The following is a 15,355-nucleotide window of genomic DNA, read 5'->3' as shown; positions in this document are numbered from 1 at the left end:
ACGTGGTCGAGGTGGCGCGTCATGAGGTCCCGCGACTTCTCGGCGTCGCCGGCGACGAGCGTCGGCTGGACGGCATGGCCGCCGTCCTCGCCGAGGAGCTGGCGGACGGCGAGCCCTGCCGGGTCTGCGGCTCCACCGAGCACCCGGACCCGGTCACCTCGCTCGCGCTGATCCCGACCGAGGAGCAGGTGGAGCGGGCGCAGGCCGAGGCCGACGAGGCCCAGGACGCCCGGGAGCGGGCCGGGACTGCGGCCGGGGAGCTGCGCACCGCGCGCGACGAGCTGCTGGAGATCGCGGGAGAGGCCGAGCCCGACGCCCTCGCCGCCGAGCTCGCCGAGGCGGACGCGGCGCTGGCGGCCGCGGAGGCTCGCGCGGCGGAGGCCGAGCGGCTGGAGGCGGCGCTCCACCGGGACGAGCGGGAGCTCGACCGGGTCCGCTCCGCGCAGGAGGAGACCGGCCGCGCCCTCACCGAGAACCGCACGCACGACCGGGAGCTGGCCGCCGAGCGGGCCCGCCTGTCCGCCGAGCTCGACGAGGCGCGCGGCGGCGACCCGACGCTGGAGGCCCGCATCGCCAGGCTCGCCGGGGAGGCCGACAGGATCGCCGCGGCGGTCGAGGCGGCCCGCGCGAACGCGCGCGCCGGCGAGGAGCTGGCCGCCGCCCGCGCCAAGGCCGCGCAGGAGGCGGAGGAGCAGGGGTTCCGGACGCCGGAGGAGGTCCTCGAAGCCGCGCTGCCGGACGAGGAGCAGGGCGTCCTGCGCGACCGGATCCGCAGGCTCGACGACGAGGAGGCGGAGGTCCGCGCCCTGCTCGGCGATCCGGAGCTGGTCGCGGCCGCCGCGGCGCCCGCGCCCGACCTGCCCGCCCTGGAGGAGGCGGTGGCCGCGGCGGACGCGGCGTACACCGGGGCCGCGAACGCCGCCGACCGCGCGCGGCACCGCTGCGAGCGGCTGGCCGAGCTGCGCAAAGACCTCGCCGCCGCCGTCGGCGCGTGGCGCCCCGCCGCCGGGCGGTACGAGGTCGCCGAGCGCGTGGCGGGGCTCGCCTCGGGCAAGCACGCCGCGAACCGGCACGACATGTCGCTGTCGGCGTACGTGCTGGCCGCCCGCCTCGAGCAGGTCGTCGCCGCCGCGAACGAACGGCTGCACCGCATGTCCGGGGGCCGCTACGCCCTCGTCCACACCACGGAGAAGGCGGCGGGCGACCGCACCAAGGGCGCCGGGGGGCTCGGCCTGCGCGTCGCCGACTCCTGGACGGGCCTGATGCGCGACCCGGTCACCCTGTCGGGCGGCGAGTCGTTCATCAGCTCGCTGGCGCTGGCCCTGGGCCTCGCCGACGTCGTCACCGCCGAGGCGGGCGGCACCGAGATCGGCACCCTGTTCGTCGACGAGGGGTTCGGCACGCTCGACGAGGAGACGCTCGACGAGGTGATGGACGTCCTGGACGGCCTGCGCGACGGCGGCCGCGCGGTCGGCATCGTCAGCCACGTCGCCGAGCTGCGGGCCCGCATCCCGGCCCAGCTCCGCGTCACCAAGGACCGCGCCGGCTCCACCGCCGCGGTCGTCGTCTGACGCGCACGCGGGAGGCTCCGGGGCGCCGGTCAGGCGGAGATGTACTGCAGGATCACGTTGTGCACGTGGTGGCTCTTGTCGGCGCCGCGGAACTCGACCTCGTAGGTGTGGGTCCCGACGTTGATCGCGATCGAGCCGGTGGAGAAGTAGGACCCGGCCCACGACTTGTTGCTGACGACGCTCACCGAGGTGATGCGGGAGTAGGGCACGCTGGTGATGGCGTACTTCTTGCCGGCGAAGCTGCGGTCCTGGACGATGACCCGGCGGTCGGTGAGCCCGATGAACCCGGTGCCGGCGCCGATCGCGTCGTAGACGGCGATGATCTGCTCGCCGGGCAGCAGCCCGCTCTCGATCTGCTTGAGCTGGCCCGACCTGTCGTGCTGGACCCCGTCGCCCATGGCTCCTCCGGTGCTCGCGGCGTTCGTCCCGTTCCGTAGGGAGTGTCTCAGCCGCCGGGCGCGGACCGGGCCGCTTCGAGGAAGCCGACGCACCGGCCGAGCAGGTCGATCAGCGTCTGCCGCTCGGCGTCGGTGAACTCGGCGGCGAGCCCGCGCTCGACCTTGACGGCGCGGGCGTCGGCGTCCTCCAGGACGGCCGTTCCCTCGGCGGTGAGCCGCGTCTCCAGGATGTTGCGGTGCCACTCGTGCGGGGTGCGCTCGATCAGCCCCCGCTCCTGGAGGTTCTTCAGGACGGTGTTCATCGTCGGCGGGGTGACGGCGCACTTGCGGGCCAGCGCGGCGGCCGACATGCCCGGGTTGTCGGCGAGGTGCAGCAGGGCGGCGTACTGCGGGCTCGTGAGCCCGCTCGGCTTCAGCGCCGCCTGCTTGGCGCCGTTGAGCGCCTGCTCGGCGCGCTTGAGGTGCGAGCCGAGCCGCTCCGGGACGGGCAACGAGGTCATTCCCGCATGGTACCGAGCCTCTGAAGAGAAGACCGTTGACGAGTATTAGAGTTCTAACTATCGTATGTGCGCGTACTAATGTTGCACTGCGAATGGAGAGTCATGTCGCGCATCCAGCGCTCCACCGCGGCGGCCGTGGCGGGCCTCGCCGCCGCATCCCTCGCCGTCTCCGCGGCGCCCGCGTCCGCGGCCGCGTCGCGGATCTCCACGGCCTACGTCCTGCCGGGCGACCGCGTGTACCCCGAGGGCATCGCCGCGGACCCGCGCACCGGGACGATGTACGCCGGGTCCTGGAAGGACGGCACGGTCTACCGCATGCGGCCGGGCCACCGGACGGCCGAGGTGTTCCTGCCCGCGGGCGCCGACGGCCGCCGCACCGCCAACGGGCTGAAGACCGACCGGGCCGGACGGCTGTGGGTGACCGACTCCTCGTCCGGCGTCGCGGTCTACGACGCCCGGAGCCGCGCCCTGCTGGCGCGCTTCGTCGTTCCCGGCGACGGCGCCCGGTTCGTCAACGACCTCGCCGTCGCCCCCGACGGCGGCGTCTACCTGACGGACAGCTCCCGCGCCGTCGTCTACGAGGTCACGCCGCGTGATCTGGACGCGGCCCGGGGCGGGACGGCGACGCTTTCGCCGCGCTTCGACCTGAGCGACGTCATCGAACCGCACAAGCCGGCCGACTTCACCCTGAACGGGATCGTCGCCGACCCCACCGGGCGGTTCCTGCTGACCGACGACATGCTCGGCGGCGACCTCTACCGGCTCGACCTCGCGACCGGCGCCATCCGCAAGGTCGCGCTCAGCGGCGGCGACATGCGCCACGCGGACGGCCTCGAACTCCAGGAGGGGCGCCTCTGGACGGCCAACAACGTCGACAACGTCCTCACCCGCTGGCGCGTCGCGTCCGACGGGACGCGGGCCCGCCTCGAGCGCACGCTGGCGGACCCGTCCCTCCAGGTCCCGACGACGCTCGTCCGCCGCCGCGGGACCCTCTACGTCGTCCGCTCGCAGTTCGACAAGGGCGGCCCGCTCGGCGACGGCACCCCGGAGATCCCCTTCACCGTCGCCGCCGTCCGGGGCCTTTGACCGCTTAACCCGACCATTGCGCAAATAGGCGAATGCCTTTCGGAGAAAGGTGTTTCAATGGCCCTCGGGTTATCGCCTCGGACGGTTCGTCACCGAGCGGAAGGAGAGGCCATGACCGGCTCCCAGGACCGGGAGACCCGCTGGGGCAGGCCCGACCACGAGATCATCGAGACCTCGCTGGAGGTCACGGCATAGGCCGCCGCCGGCCACGGTGACGGGGGCGGCTTCGCCTACCGGCGCCCGCCGCCGGACGTCACAGGTTCGTGAGCAGGACGGCGGGGTTCTCCACGCAGTCGGCCGCGAACCGCAGGAACCCGCCCGCCGCGCCGCCGTCGCAGACGCGGTGGTCGAACGTCAGGGAGAGCTGGGTCATCTTGCGCGGCACGACCGCGCCGTCCACCACCCAGGGGCGGTCGATGATCCGGCCGACGCCGAGCAGCGCCGCCTCGGGGTGGTTGATGATCGGGGTGGAGCCGTCCACGCCGAACACGCCGTAGTTGTTGAGGGTGAACGTGCCGCCCGTCAGGGACTCGGGCGGCAGCCCGCCCGAGCGGGCCAGGCCGGTGAGCCTGGCCAGCTCCGCGGCGAGCTGCGCGGTCGTCATCAGGTGTGCGTCCCGCACGACCGGCACCACGAGGCCGCGGTCGGTCTGCGCGGCGAAGCCGAGGTTGACGTGCCCGTACCGGACGATCTCCTGCCGGTCGGCGTCGACCGAGGAGTTCAGCTCGGGGAACTCCCGCAGGGCGGCCACGCAGATGCGGGCCAGCAGGGCCAGCAGCCCGATGCCGAGTTCGGGGCGGGACCGGCGCAGCGCGTCCTTGGCCTCGACCAGGGCGGTGGCGTCGGCGTCCACCCAGGTCGTCGCATCGGGGATCTCGGTGCGGCTGCGGGTGAGCTTGTCGGCCACGGCGCGGCGGAGCCCGCGCAGCGGAATCCGCTCGGGCATCGGACGGGCGGCGGGCACCGGAGCTTCGGCGGCCGTCTCGGCGGCCGTCTCGGCGGCGGTGCCGGCGGCGATGCCGGCGGCGATGGCCTGCTCGACGTCGCGGCGCAGGATCACGCCGCGCGGCCCGGTGGGAGCGACGGCGCCGAGGTCGAGGCCGTGCTCGCGCGCCATCCTGCGGACGAGCGGGGAGATCACGCGGGGGGCGTCCGCGCGGCGGGCCACCGGAGCGGGGGCCACCGGAGCGGGCGCCACCGGAGCGGGGGCCGCCGCCGGGGCCTTCGGGCCGCCGGCGCGGCGGCGTCCGCGCCGGCCCGGCCCGTGCCCGGTGCCGTAGCCGATCAGCACGTTGCCGGATCCGGCCTGCTCCTCCTCGCGGTAGCGGGCGGCGTCCGGGTGCACGTCCGGGACGGGGCGCACGTCCGCGACGGGTTCCGACCCGGCGTCGCCGGCGGGACCGACCTCGATCAGCGGCTCGCCGACCGCGAGGATCGCGCCCGCCTCCGCGGCCAGCCTCAGCACGGTCCCCGCGTAGGGGACGGGCACCTCCACCGCCGCCTTGGCGGTCTCGACCTCCACCACGACCTGGTCGACCTCGACGGTGTCGCCCGCGGCGACCTTCCATTCGACGATCTCGGCCTCGGTGAGGCCCTCGCCGAGGTCGGGCAGGCGGAACACCTGCCGGGTGGCGGCGGTCACGAGGCCTCCCTGTCCAGGTGCAGGACGTCGGGGACGTCGTCGAACTGGAGCCGGTCGACGGCGTCCAGGACGCGGTCGGCGTCCGGCAGGTGGGAGTGCTCCAGCTTCGGCGGCGGGTAGGGGATGTCGAACCCGGAGACCCGCAGCACCGGCGCGGCCAGCGAGTGGAAGCAGCGCTCCTGCACCCGGGCCGCGATCTCCGCGCCTACGCCCGCGAAGCCCTGGGCCTCCTGGACGACCACGCACCGGCCCGTCTTGCGCACCGAGGCGGCGACGGTCCCGTCGTCGAACGGGACGATGGTGCGCAGGTCCACCACCTCCAGGTCGCGTCCCTCCCGCGCGGCGGCCTCGGCGGCCTCCAGCGCCACCGGGACGCTCGGCCCGTAGGCGACCAGCGTCGCGTCCCGCCCCTCGCGGCGCACCACGGCCCGGCCGAACCCGGGGGCGCGCCGGTTCTCGCGGGTGACGTCGCCCTTGGCCCAGTACAGCCGTTTCGGCTCCATGAAGATGACCGGGTCCGGGTCGGTGACGGCGTCGCGCAGCAGCCAGTACGCGTCGTCGGCGGTGGCGGGCGTGACGACCTTCAGGCCCGGCGTGTGGGCGTAGTAGGCCTCGCTGGAGTCGCAGTGGTGCTCGACGCCGCCGATGCCCCCCGCGTAGGGGATGCGGATCACCATCGGCAGCGACAGGCGGCCGCGGGTGCGGTTGCGGAACTTGGCGACGTGCGAGGCGATCTGCTCGAAGGCCGGGTAGGCGAAGGCGTCGAACTGCATCTCGACCACGGGCCGGAAGCCGCCCATCGCCATGCCCACGGCCAGGCCGACGATCCCCGACTCCGCCAGCGGGGTGTCGAAGCAGCGGTCCTCGCCGAAGTCCCGGGTCAGCCCGTCGGTGATGCGGAAGACACCGCCGAGCGGCCCCACGTCCTCGCCGAAGACCAGCACCCGCTCGTCATCGGCCAGCGCGTCCCGGAGCGCGGCGTTCAGCGCCTGCGCCATCGTCGTCGCGGCCATGTCAGTCCTCCCCGGGGAGCATCTCGGACGCCAGCAGGGCGCGCTGCTCGCGCAGCTGGGGCGTGGGTTCGGCGAAGACGTGGTCGAACAGCTCGAACGGGTCGGCCTCCGGGTCGGCGGCCATCCGGTCGCGCAGGCGCGCCGCGTACTCCTCGGCGGCCTCCCGGGCCGACGCGACGTCCTCCTCCGAGAGCAGGCCCCGCCCGCGCAGGTGGGTCTCCAGCCGCGCGAGGGGGTCGGCCGCCTCCCACCGCGCGACCTCCTCGTCCTCGCGGTACCGGGAGGCGTCGTCGGCGTTGGTGTGGGAGTCCATGCGGTAGGTGTGCGCCTCGACCAGGAACGGGCCGCCTCCGGAGCGGGCGTGCTCGACGGCGGCGGTCAGGACCGACAGCACCGCGAGGAGGTCGTTCCCGTCGACCTGCTCGGACCGGACGCCGTAGCCGACCCCCTTGTAGGCCAGGGCGGGCGCGGCGGTCTGCTTGGCCAGCGGCACCGAGATCGCGTACTTGTTGTTCTGGACGAAGAAGACCACGGGCGCGCGCAGGACCCCGGCGTAGTTGAGCGCCTCGTGGAAGTCGCCCTCGCTGGTCCCGCCGTCGCCGACGAACGCCATCACCACGCCGTCCTCGCCCTTGCGGCGCAGGGCGTCGGCCATGCCCACGGCGTGGATCGTCTGGGTGGCCAGCGGCGTGCACTGGGGCGCGACGCGCGCGGCCGCCGGGTCGTAGCCGCAGTGCCAGCCGCCGCGCAGCAGCGTGAGCACCTCGACGGGGTCCATGCCGCGGGCGACCAGCGCCACCGAGTCGCGGTAGGTGGGGAACAGCCAGTCGTCCTCGCGCAGCGCGAGCACCCCGGCGATCTGGCAGGCCTCCTGCCCGCGGCTGGACGGGTAGACGGCCAGCCGGCCCTGCTTGGTCAGCGCGGTCGCCTGCCGGTCGAACCGGCGGCCGAGCACCATCCGGCGGTAGGCCTCGACCAGCGTCCCGTCCTCCGGGGCGCGGTATCCGGCCGGCGTCCCGGCGTCCGACCCGTCCTCGGCGACGAAGCGCACCGGGACGGCGGAGGGGAGAAGGCCCTCGACCTCCTGATGAGGTGTCCGCACGGACATGGCGCCGCTCCCTTCCTGTGGACGGTTGTCGGTTCGATCGTCCGCTCGGTCGACGATCTGCTCAAGACATGGGGCACAATGAGCGACAAATGGCTCGTTCAGTGGCTATGGGGGCACCAAATGTCATCCGACGTGGGCGCCGAGGGCGTCCGGCCCGGACGTTCTGCCGCCCGGCTGGACGCCGTGGACCGCGCGATCATCGCTGAGCTGCTGCGCGACGGCCGGCTCTCGGTACGGGCGCTGGCCGAGCGCGTGCACGTCTCGCGAGCCAACGCCTACGCCCGGCTCACCCGGCTGCTGGACGAGGGTGTCATCACCGGCTTCACCGCCGAGCTCGCCCCGCACAAGGCCGGCCTCGGCACCAGCGCCTACGTCTCGGTCACGATCGAGCAGAACTCCTGGCGCTCGGTCTCCGCCCGGCTCCAGGACACCCCCTACGTCGAGCACTTCGCGATGGTCGGCGGCGACTACGACGTCCTGGCCCTGGTCAGGGCGCCGGACAACGAGGCGCTCCGGCACGTGGTGCTGGAGCAGATCCAGGACATCCCCGGCGTCCGGGCGACCCGCACCTGGCTGGTCTTCGACGAGGCGCGGGGCAGGGGGACGCAGTGGGAGGCCTGGGACGACTGAGGTCCCGGTCGCGCCGCGGGGAGGGTGCGCCGCCCTTCTTGCACGCTCGCGCGGCCTGTGTCACCCTGAATACAGACCGATCGGTCAGTTAATAGGCCGAGTCCAGCCGGGTCCCCAGCGGGAGGAGCCCATGACGACGCCGCAGGCCGCGCCCCAGCCGGCGCCCGCCGAGCAGTTCGAGGCGACGATCGCGCGCAACGACCGGATCGAACCGCGCGACTGGATGCCCGACGCCTACCGGCGGACGCTGGTCCGCCAGATCGCCCAGCACGCGCACTCGGAGATCATCGGGATGCAGCCGGAGGGCAACTGGATCACCCGCGCCCCCTCGCTGCGCCGCAAGTCGATCCTGCTGGCGAAGGTCCAGGACGAGGCCGGGCACGGCCTGTACCTGTACTCGGCGTGCGAGACCCTCGGCGTGTCCCGCGCCGAGCTGACCGAGATGCTGCTCACCGGCCGGCAGAAGTACTCCTCGATCTTCAACTACCCCACGCTCTCCTACGCCGACGTCGGCGTGATCGGATGGCTGGTGGACGGCGCGGCGATCTGCAACCAGGTGCCGCTGTGCCGGACGTCCTACGGCCCCTACGGGCGCGCGATGATCCGCATCTGCAAGGAGGAGTCCTTCCACCAGCGGCAGGGCTACGAGCTGCTGATGACGATGATGCGCGGCACCGACGAGCAGCGCCGGATGGTGCAGGAGTCGGTGGACCGGTTCTGGTGGCCCTCGCTGATGATGTTCGGCCCGCCCGACGCGAACTCGCCGAACTCCGAGCGGTCCATGGCGTGGGGCATCAAACGCAACGGCAACGACGAGCTGCGCCAGCGCTTCGTCGACATGACCGTCCCGCAGGCCGAGGCCCTCGGCGTCACGCTCCCCGACCCCGACCTGCGGTGGAACGAGGAGCGCCAGGCCCACGACTTCGGCGAGCCCGACTGGTCGGAGCTCTCCGCCGTCATCAAGGGCGAGGGGCCCTGCAACGCCCAGCGGCTGGCGCACCGCCGCCGGGCCCACGAGGACGGCGCCTGGGTCCGCGAGGCCGCGACCGCGTTCGCGCGCAAGCAGGCGGCCCGAAGCGAGGAAGGAGCCGGGACATGAGCGAGTGGCCGCTCTACGAGGTGTTCGTGCGCGGCAAGCGCGGCCTCAACCACGTGCACGTCGGGTCGCTGCACGCCCCCGACGACGAGATGGCCGTTCGGCACGCGCGCGACGTGTACACGCGCCGCAACGAGGGCGTCAGCATCTGGGTGGTGCGGTCGGACGCCATCACCGCCTCCAGCCCGGACGAGAAGGACCCCCTCTTCGCCCCCAGCGGCGACAAGGTCTACCGGCACCCGACGTTCTACGAGATCCCCGAGAACGTCCCGCACATGTGAAGGCCGCCATGGAAAGTCAGCACGGCTCGGTCTACGACGGGCTCCTGGACGGCGACAGCTCCCAGTGGGCCTTCGGGACCGACTTCGAGGACCCGCTGGCCGGCGTCGACACGACCGTCCCCGACGGCGTCGACCCGCACGCGCTCGCGACGTACTGCCTGATGCTCGGCGACGACGCCCTCGTCCTGTCGCACCGGCTCTCCGAGTGGTGCAGCAACGCGCCCGACCTCGAAGAGGACATCGCGCTCGCCAACATCGCGCTGGACCTGCTCGGCCAGGCGCGGCTGCTGCTCGCCCGCGCCGCCACCGCCGACCCGTCGGTCGTCCCGGCGCTGCCGGAGGGCTCGCCCGTCCCGGCCGAGGACGCGCTGGCGTTCTTCCGCGACGCCGACGCCTACCGCAACGTGCGCCTCGCCGAGCTGCCGAACGGCGACTTCGGGCACACCATGGCCCGCGTGCTGGTGTTCGCGACCGCCCGGCTGGCCCTGTTCGAGCGCCTCACCGGCAGCCGCGACGCCGTCCTCGCCGCCGTCGCGGCCAAGGGCGCCAAGGAGCTGGCCTACCACCGCGACTTCGCCGGCCGGTGGTTCCTCACCCTCGCCCAGGGCACCGAGGAGTCGCGCCGCCGCGTCCTCGCCGGGCTCGACGCGGTGTGGCGCCACCACGACGAGCTGTTCCGCACCCACCCGGTGGAGCGGGCACTGGCCGAGGCGGGCGTCGCCGTGGACCCGGCCGCCACCGCCGGCGACGCCGACGCCGTGCTCGCGCAGGTCTTCACCGCGAGCGGCGTCGAGCGGCCCGAGGTGCCGCAGACGGGGCTGCTCGGCGGGCGCGCCGGACGCGACGGCGTCCACACGGAGGCGCTGAGCCGGATGCTGGCCGAGATGCAGGTCGTCGCCCGCGCCCACCCCCTGGGACGGTGGTGACCGCCGTGACCGGAACCGCCCGTGCCGTCGCCGCGTCCGTCCGGGATCCGGAGATGCCGATGCTGACCCTGGAGGATCTCGGCGTGCTGCGCCGCGTCGAGGAGCACGGCTCCGCCGTCACCGTGGCGATCACCCCGACCTACTCGGGCTGCCCCGCGCTCGCCACGATGCGCGACGACCTGGTCCACCGGCTCACCGACGCCGGATACGCCGACGTGCGCGTCGAGATCGAGCTGTCCCCGCCCTGGTCCAGCGACTGGATCAGCGAGCGGGGCCGGGCCGCCCTCGCCGCCGCCGGGATCTCGCCCCCCGGCCCGGCCCCGGCGCCCTCCGGGCCCGTCGCGCTCACCCTGGCGCCGACCCGCCGGAGGCTGCGCTGCCCGCGGTGCGGATCGGCGTCGGTCGAGCTGACCTCGGAGTTCGGCTCCACCTCCTGCAAGGCGCTGTACCGCTGCACCGGCTGCCTTGAGCCGTTCGAGCACGTGAAGGAGATCTAGCGGTGGCGCCAGCGACGTTCCACCCGTTGAAGGTCGCCGCGGTCGACCGGCTGACCGACGACTCGGCCGCGGTGACGTTCGACGTCCCGCCCGAGCTCGCCGGCGACTACGCGTTCGCGGCCGGCCAGAGCCTCACCCTGCGCAGGGTGATCGACGGGCGGGAGCACCGCCGGTCGTACTCGATCTGCGCCCCCGCGGGCGACCGGCCCCGGATCGGCGTCCGCGAGATCCCCGAGGGGCTGTTCTCCTCCTGGCTCGTGCGGGAGGTCCGCCCCGGCACCGAGATCGACGTCCAGGTCCCGTCCGGCAGCCTGCGCGCCGACCCCGCCGAGCCCGGACGGCACCTGCTGATCGCGGCGGGCTCCGGCATCACCCCGATGATCTCCATCGCCGCCACCGTGCTCGCCAACCCGGGCACCGAGGTGCGGCTGCTGTACGGCAACCGCACCAGCGGGACGGTGATGTTCGCCGAGGAGCTCGGCGACCTCAAGAACCGCTACGGCCCGCGGTTCCAGCTCGTCCACGTGCTGAGCCGCGAGCCCCGCGACGTCGAGCTGTTCTCCGGCCGCCTCGACGCCGACCGCCTGCGCCGCCTGCTCGGCGCCGTGACGCCCGTCGACGACGTCGACCACGTCTGGCTGTGCGGCCCGCTGCCCATGGTCACCGGCGCCCGCGACGTCCTCGCCGAGTTCGGCGTCCCGCGCGAGAAGGTGCACGTCGAGCTGTTCTACGTCGACGAGCCGCCCCCCGAGGTGCGGCGCGACGCCCCGGCCGCCACCGGCGAGACCAGCGACGTCACCGTCGTGCTGGACGGCCGGTCGAGCACCGCGCCGATGCCGCGCGACCAGCGCATCCTGGACGCCGCCCAGGCCACCCGCGCCGACCTCCCGTTCGCCTGCAAGGGAGGCGTCTGCGGAACCTGCCGCGCCCGCGTCACCGAAGGCGAGGTCGACATGGTCCGCAACTACGCCCTGGAGCCCGCCGAGGTCGCGGCCGGGTTCGTGCTCACCTGCCAGTCCCACCCCGTCAGCGCCGCCGTCACCGTCGACTTCGACGCCTGACCCCGTCAGGACGGCGGCGCCGCCAGCCCGTCGAACGCGATCGCGGTGATGGCGTCCGACAGGTCCTCGGCGCTCACCTCGCCGCCCGGCCGGTACCACTCGACCAGCGAGTTGACCATCCCGAACAGGAGCCGGCTCACCAGCTCCGGCGGCACGTCCCCGCGCACCGCCCCCTCCGCGGCCGCCGCGCGCACCAGTTCGGCGAGCCGCGCGTCGATCCACCGCCGCCGCTGGAGCGCCTCCAGCTCCACCTCGCTGTTCCCCCGCACCCGCAGCAGCAGCGTCACCGCCGGCTGGTGGGCCACCAGCACCCGCACGCTCTCCCGCACCACCGACCGCAGCCGCTCGTACGCGCTGCCCCCCGACTCGTCCTGCGCCTCGCGGATCACCGCCGTCAACTCGTCGAGCGCCTCGTCCAGGGCCAGCGCGAGCAGATGCGTCTTTCCCGGCACATGGTGGTAGATCGCCGACTTGCTGAACCCGAGCTCCTCAGCGAGGTCCCCCATGCTGGTCCCCTCGTAGCCCTTCCGATTGAAGAGCTCGATGGCCCGCCGCAAAACCGTCGCCTGGTCATACCCGGGCCTGCCGCGTTTCATCTGCTTTTTTCTCCTCCTTCGGGCCTGGCGGCCCTCCATCGTCGATAAAAGCGGGCGATCGCTGGCATCGCTCCGACTCGCCTTGGCGGCTCGCTGCGCGAACAGATTCTCGCAGGCTCGAATCTGCCTTCGGACGCGATCGCGATCCTGAGGTCGGCGCGTGGTTGCGCTGGGGGCCGAGGTTGTTGCGGATGCTCGGTTGGGGTGGAGCGGCAGGGCGGGGTGGGCCGCGGCTCCGCTCGCGGGTTGGTCGACAGGTCGGTGGTGTGGAGGGGTTTTCATGTAGCACGTTTGTGTTTATGGTCGTCGGTGTCGGGGGCGCAACACCTGGCCGGATACGCTCCCGAACCGGAGGCCCGCCGTGGCGCTCTCCTTCCTCGACCTGCGGCACACCGTCGCGGAACCGGGCTACAACCGCTGGCTGATTCCACCCGCAGCGCTCGCCGTGCATCTGTGCATCGGGCAGGCCTACGCCACCAGCGTCTACAAGACGGCGCTCGTCGAGCACTTCGACACCAGCCTCACCGCGGTCGGCGTCGTCTTCTCCATCGCGATCTTGATGCTCGGCGCGTCCGCGGCGGTCATGGGCACGTGGGTCGACCGCGTCGGGCCGCGGCGGGCGATGTTCACCGCCGCCTGCTTCTGGGCGTCGGGGTTCCTGGTCGGGGCGCTCGGCATCGCCGCCGGGCAGCTCTGGCTGGTGTACCTCGGCTACGGCTTCATCGGCGGCATCGGCCTCGGCATCGGCTACATCTCGCCTGTCTCGACCCTGATCAGATGGTTCCCGGACCGGCCGGGCCTGGCGACCGGCATGGCCATCATGGGCTTCGGCGGCGGCGCGCTCGTCGCCTCGCCGCTGTCGCGGCGGCTGCTGTCGCTCTACGACCCGGGCGGCGACCCCGCGTCCGGCGCCGCCGTCGCCCTGCTGTTCGTCACGCTGGGCGTCGCCTACTTCATGGTGATGATGCTGGGGGTGTTCACCGTGCGGGTGCCGCCGCCGGGATGGCGGCCCGCCGGGGCCGCCTCGGCGGCGGAACGGGCCGGCGCGCCGCGCGGCGTCTCGGCGGCGTCGGCGATCAGGACGCCGCAGTTCTGGCTGCTCTGGACGGTGCTGTTCTGCAACGTCACCGCCGGGATCGGGATCCTGGAGCAGGCCGGGCCGATGATCGGCGACTTCTTCCGCTCCGGCGGCTCGACCTCGGTGTCGGCGACCGAGGCGGCCGGGTTCGTCGGCCTGCTGTCGATCTTCAACATGGCCGGGCGGTTCGTCTGGTCCTCGACCTCGGACTACCTCGGCCGGAAACCGGTCTATGTCGGCTACCTCGGCGCCGGCATGGCCGCCTACGTCCTGCTGGCGCTCTTCGGGGACGCCTCGACGGCGTTCTTCGTCGCCCTCGCCGCGCTGATCATCTCCTTCTACGGCGGCGGGTTCGCCACCGTCCCGGCCTACCTGCGGGACCTGTTCGGCACCTACCAGGTCGGTGCCGTCCACGGCCGGCTGCTGACCGCCTGGTCGGCGGCGGGCATCGCCGGGCCGCTGATCGTGAACCGGTTCCTGGACGCCCGCGGCGAACCGGGCGCCCTCGCGGCCGCCGACTACCGGCCCGCCCTGTTCACCATGGTCGGGGTCCTCGCGGTCGGCTTCGCCGCGAACCTGCTCATCCGCCCGGTGGCGGAGCGGCACCACGTGGCGGACGCCGAGGCCCGCGTGTCCGACCCCCGCCCGGCCACCTGAGAGCGAAGGAGGAGCACCATGGCGTCAACGCCGGACGAGAGCCCTCCTGACAGGGCGGTGGCGCGCCTCGTCGTCTCCTGGTCCGTCGTCGGCATTCCGCTGATCTACGGCGTGGTGGAGACGGTCAGGGCGATCCTCCCCCTCTTCGGCGGCTGACCGCGAGGACCCGCACGAGCGCTTGCAGCGCCGGCTCGAAGGCGTGGTCCGGAGGCGTCGCGTAGCCCACCACCAGGCCGTCCTGGGGCGGAAGGCGGGCGCTGGGATGGCGGAACGCCGACAGGGCGTCGACCGCCACCCCCGCGCGGGTCGCGGCCTCCAGAGCTTCGGGCTCGGTGCCGGGCGGCAGGCGCAGGACGGCGTGCAGACCGGCGGCGATGCCCGTCGCGTGGACGTGGGGCGCGTGCTCGGCCAGGGCGGTGACGAAGCGGTCGCGCCGGGCGCGGTACCTCTGGCGCATGCGGCGGACGTGGCGGTCGTAGGAGCCGGAGTCGAGGAAGTCGGCCAGGGTCAGCTGGTCGAGGACGCCCGCCCACGCCTCGCGCTCGCCCTTGGCCGCGAGGACGCCGTCCACCAGGCGGTCGGGCACGACCATCCAGCCGAGCCGGACCGCGGGGGACAGGCTCTTGCTGACGGAGCCGACGTACACGACCCGGTCGGGGGCCAGGCCCTGCACCGCGCCGACGGGTTGGCGGTCGTAGCGGAACTCGCCGTCGTAGTCGTCCTCGATGATGAGCCCGTCCGACCCGGCGGCCCATTCCACCACCGCCGTGCGTCTGCGCGAATGCAGCGGGCCGCCTGTGGGGAACTGGTGCGCGGGTGTCAGGAGGACGGCGCGCTCGGCTTTGGAGAGCTCGTCGATCAGTGCTCCGTCGCCGTCGACGGTGAGGGGGCGGGTGCGCGTACCGGTCTGCTCGAGCAGGGCCCGGTGGAAGGGGAGGCCGTACCCCTCGACCGCCAGCGGGCCGGGCAGCACCCCGCCGCCGAACAGCAGGCGCAGGGCGTGGGCGAATCCGGAGCAGACCACGATGTGGTCGGCGTCGGTCCGCACGCCGCGGGTGCGGGCCAGGTAGGCGGCCAGCGCGCGGCGCAGCTCGGGGCGTCCGCGCGGGTCGCCGGGGCCGAAGGCCTCGTTCGGCGCCGCGGTGACCGCCCGGCGCGCCGACGCCAGCCAGGCGGCGCGGGGGAACGACGAGGCGTCCGGCTGGCCCTGCCGCA

General features: G+C 73.8%; 17 protein-coding genes. 10 read left to right on the top strand and 7 right to left on the bottom strand.

The genetic code is table 11. The features are described from left to right. A partial coding sequence (locus AB0K37_RS32955) for an SbcC/MukB-like Walker B domain-containing protein (RefSeq protein ID WP_363987644.1) occupies positions 1 to 1,571 on the top strand: 1,571 nt, incomplete at its 5' end. Positions 1,572 to 1,600: 29 nt separating this feature from the next. Here AB0K37_RS32955 and AB0K37_RS32950 read toward each other — a convergent pair. After that, positions 1,601 to 1,969 carry a PH domain-containing protein gene (locus AB0K37_RS32950; protein ID WP_345182195.1) on the bottom strand — a complete coding sequence of 123 codons (369 nt, stop codon included), beginning with the start codon at positions 1,967 to 1,969 and terminating at the stop codon, positions 1,601 to 1,603. A 47-nt stretch (positions 1,970 to 2,016) separates the two neighbouring features. Further along, on the bottom strand, positions 2,017 to 2,469 hold the full coding sequence (locus AB0K37_RS32945) for a MarR family transcriptional regulator (protein ID WP_363987641.1): 453 nt from the start codon (positions 2,467 to 2,469) through the stop codon (positions 2,017 to 2,019). A gap of 102 nt (positions 2,470 to 2,571) precedes the next feature. Between AB0K37_RS32945 and AB0K37_RS32940 the strand changes: the two genes are divergently transcribed. Continuing rightward, the gene (locus AB0K37_RS32940) at positions 2,572 to 3,555 is read left to right on the top strand and encodes an SMP-30/gluconolactonase/LRE family protein (protein WP_363987639.1); all 984 of its coding nucleotides are present in this window, start codon (positions 2,572 to 2,574) and stop codon (positions 3,553 to 3,555) included. A 253-nt stretch (positions 3,556 to 3,808) separates the two neighbouring features. On the opposite strand, the gene AB0K37_RS32935 is transcribed toward AB0K37_RS32940, so the two are convergent. The 3 genes from AB0K37_RS32935 to pdhA are packed head-to-tail and all read right to left on the bottom strand — an operon-like array spanning position 3,809 to position 7,318. Further along, entirely contained in the window at positions 3,809 to 5,197 is a 1,389-nt protein-coding gene (locus AB0K37_RS32935; RefSeq protein ID WP_363987637.1) for a dihydrolipoamide acetyltransferase family protein, read from the bottom strand. Then, positions 5,194 to 6,210: an alpha-ketoacid dehydrogenase subunit beta gene (locus AB0K37_RS32930; RefSeq protein ID WP_363987635.1), complete on the bottom strand. Its 1,017-nt coding sequence runs from the start codon at positions 6,208 to 6,210 to the stop codon at positions 5,194 to 5,196. The genes AB0K37_RS32935 and AB0K37_RS32930 overlap by 4 nt, the downstream gene beginning before the upstream one ends. Position 6,211: 1 nt before the next feature. Continuing rightward, positions 6,212 to 7,318 carry a pyruvate dehydrogenase (acetyl-transferring) E1 component subunit alpha gene (gene pdhA / locus AB0K37_RS32925; RefSeq protein ID WP_363987633.1) on the bottom strand — a complete coding sequence of 369 codons (1,107 nt, stop codon included), beginning with the start codon at positions 7,316 to 7,318 and terminating at the stop codon, positions 6,212 to 6,214. Positions 7,319 to 7,438: 120 nt separating this feature from the next. On the opposite strand from pdhA, the gene AB0K37_RS32920 reads away from it, so the two are divergent. The 6 genes from AB0K37_RS32920 to paaE all read left to right on the top strand — a co-directional run bounded on the left by AB0K37_RS32920 (position 7,439) and on the right by paaE (position 11,809). Beyond that, positions 7,439 to 7,948, top strand: coding sequence for an Lrp/AsnC family transcriptional regulator (locus AB0K37_RS32920; RefSeq protein ID WP_363987632.1), 510 nt, complete (start codon positions 7,439 to 7,441; stop codon positions 7,946 to 7,948). Positions 7,949 to 8,078: 130 nt separating this feature from the next. Then, positions 8,079 to 9,047, top strand: coding sequence for a 1,2-phenylacetyl-CoA epoxidase subunit PaaA (gene paaA / locus AB0K37_RS32915; RefSeq protein WP_363987630.1), 969 nt, complete (start codon positions 8,079 to 8,081; stop codon positions 9,045 to 9,047). Continuing rightward, the gene (paaB, locus tag AB0K37_RS32910) at positions 9,044 to 9,325 is read left to right on the top strand and encodes a 1,2-phenylacetyl-CoA epoxidase subunit PaaB (protein WP_089315753.1); all 282 of its coding nucleotides are present in this window, start codon (positions 9,044 to 9,046) and stop codon (positions 9,323 to 9,325) included. The genes paaA and paaB overlap by 4 nt, the downstream gene beginning before the upstream one ends. Positions 9,326 to 9,333: 8 nt before the next feature. Then, entirely contained in the window at positions 9,334 to 10,251 is a 918-nt protein-coding gene (paaC, locus tag AB0K37_RS32905; RefSeq protein WP_363987628.1) for a 1,2-phenylacetyl-CoA epoxidase subunit PaaC, read from the top strand. A gap of 5 nt (positions 10,252 to 10,256) precedes the next feature. Further along, positions 10,257 to 10,748, top strand: coding sequence for a 1,2-phenylacetyl-CoA epoxidase subunit PaaD (gene paaD, locus AB0K37_RS32900; protein WP_363987626.1), 492 nt, complete (start codon positions 10,257 to 10,259; stop codon positions 10,746 to 10,748). Between the two features lie 2 nt (positions 10,749 to 10,750). Next, a complete protein-coding gene (gene paaE, locus AB0K37_RS32895) occupies positions 10,751 to 11,809 on the top strand; it encodes a 1,2-phenylacetyl-CoA epoxidase subunit PaaE (RefSeq protein WP_363987625.1) in 1,059 nt (352 codons plus the stop codon). 5 nt (positions 11,810 to 11,814) lie between these two features. On the opposite strand, the gene AB0K37_RS32890 is transcribed toward paaE, so the two are convergent. Continuing rightward, positions 11,815 to 12,405, bottom strand: a complete 591-nt coding sequence (locus AB0K37_RS32890) for a TetR/AcrR family transcriptional regulator (protein WP_363987623.1) — start codon at positions 12,403 to 12,405, stop codon at positions 11,815 to 11,817. Between the two features lie 361 nt (positions 12,406 to 12,766). On the opposite strand from AB0K37_RS32890, the gene AB0K37_RS32885 reads away from it, so the two are divergent. Both AB0K37_RS32885 and AB0K37_RS32880 read left to right on the top strand, forming a co-directional pair. Next, a complete protein-coding gene (locus tag AB0K37_RS32885; protein WP_363987621.1) occupies positions 12,767 to 14,140 on the top strand; it encodes an OFA family MFS transporter in 1,374 nt (457 codons plus the stop codon). An 18-nt stretch (positions 14,141 to 14,158) separates the two neighbouring features. Then, positions 14,159 to 14,296, top strand: a complete 138-nt coding sequence (locus AB0K37_RS32880) for a hypothetical protein (RefSeq protein WP_363987619.1) — start codon at positions 14,159 to 14,161, stop codon at positions 14,294 to 14,296. Here AB0K37_RS32880 and AB0K37_RS32875 read toward each other — a convergent pair. Next, positions 14,265 to 15,355 (bottom strand): PLP-dependent aminotransferase family protein (locus AB0K37_RS32875; RefSeq protein WP_363987617.1); only part of this gene is annotated, 1,091 nt, incomplete at its 5' end. The two genes, AB0K37_RS32880 and AB0K37_RS32875, sit on opposite strands and share 32 nt — an antisense overlap.

The organism is Actinomadura sp. NPDC049753, assembly GCF_040674655.1.
Lineage (GTDB): Bacteria > Actinomycetota > Actinomycetes > Streptosporangiales > Streptosporangiaceae > Spirillospora > Spirillospora verrucosospora.
Note: the sequence above shows the minus strand (reverse complement) of the source record. Positions and strands in the feature narration are given on the sequence as shown.

Coding starts and splice junctions, on each gene's coding strand:
- AB0K37_RS32950 (WP_345182195.1), bottom strand. CDS start 1,969: ATGGGCGACGGGGTCCAGCACGACAGGTCGGGCCAGCTCAAGCAGATC.
- AB0K37_RS32945 (WP_363987641.1), bottom strand. CDS start 2,469: ATGACCTCGTTGCCCGTCCCGGAGCGGCTCGGCTCGCACCTCAAGCGC.
- AB0K37_RS32940 (WP_363987639.1), top strand. CDS start 2,572: ATGTCGCGCATCCAGCGCTCCACCGCGGCGGCCGTGGCGGGCCTCGCC.
- AB0K37_RS32930 (WP_363987635.1), bottom strand. CDS start 6,210: ATGGCCGCGACGACGATGGCGCAGGCGCTGAACGCCGCGCTCCGGGAC.
- pdhA (WP_363987633.1), bottom strand. CDS start 7,318: ATGTCCGTGCGGACACCTCATCAGGAGGTCGAGGGCCTTCTCCCCTCC.
- AB0K37_RS32920 (WP_363987632.1), top strand. CDS start 7,439: ATGTCATCCGACGTGGGCGCCGAGGGCGTCCGGCCCGGACGTTCTGCC.
- paaA (WP_363987630.1), top strand. CDS start 8,079: ATGACGACGCCGCAGGCCGCGCCCCAGCCGGCGCCCGCCGAGCAGTTC.
- paaB (WP_089315753.1), top strand. CDS start 9,044: ATGAGCGAGTGGCCGCTCTACGAGGTGTTCGTGCGCGGCAAGCGCGGC.
- paaC (WP_363987628.1), top strand. CDS start 9,334: ATGGAAAGTCAGCACGGCTCGGTCTACGACGGGCTCCTGGACGGCGAC.
- AB0K37_RS32890 (WP_363987623.1), bottom strand. CDS start 12,405: ATGAAACGCGGCAGGCCCGGGTATGACCAGGCGACGGTTTTGCGGCGG.
- AB0K37_RS32880 (WP_363987619.1), top strand. CDS start 14,159: ATGGCGTCAACGCCGGACGAGAGCCCTCCTGACAGGGCGGTGGCGCGC.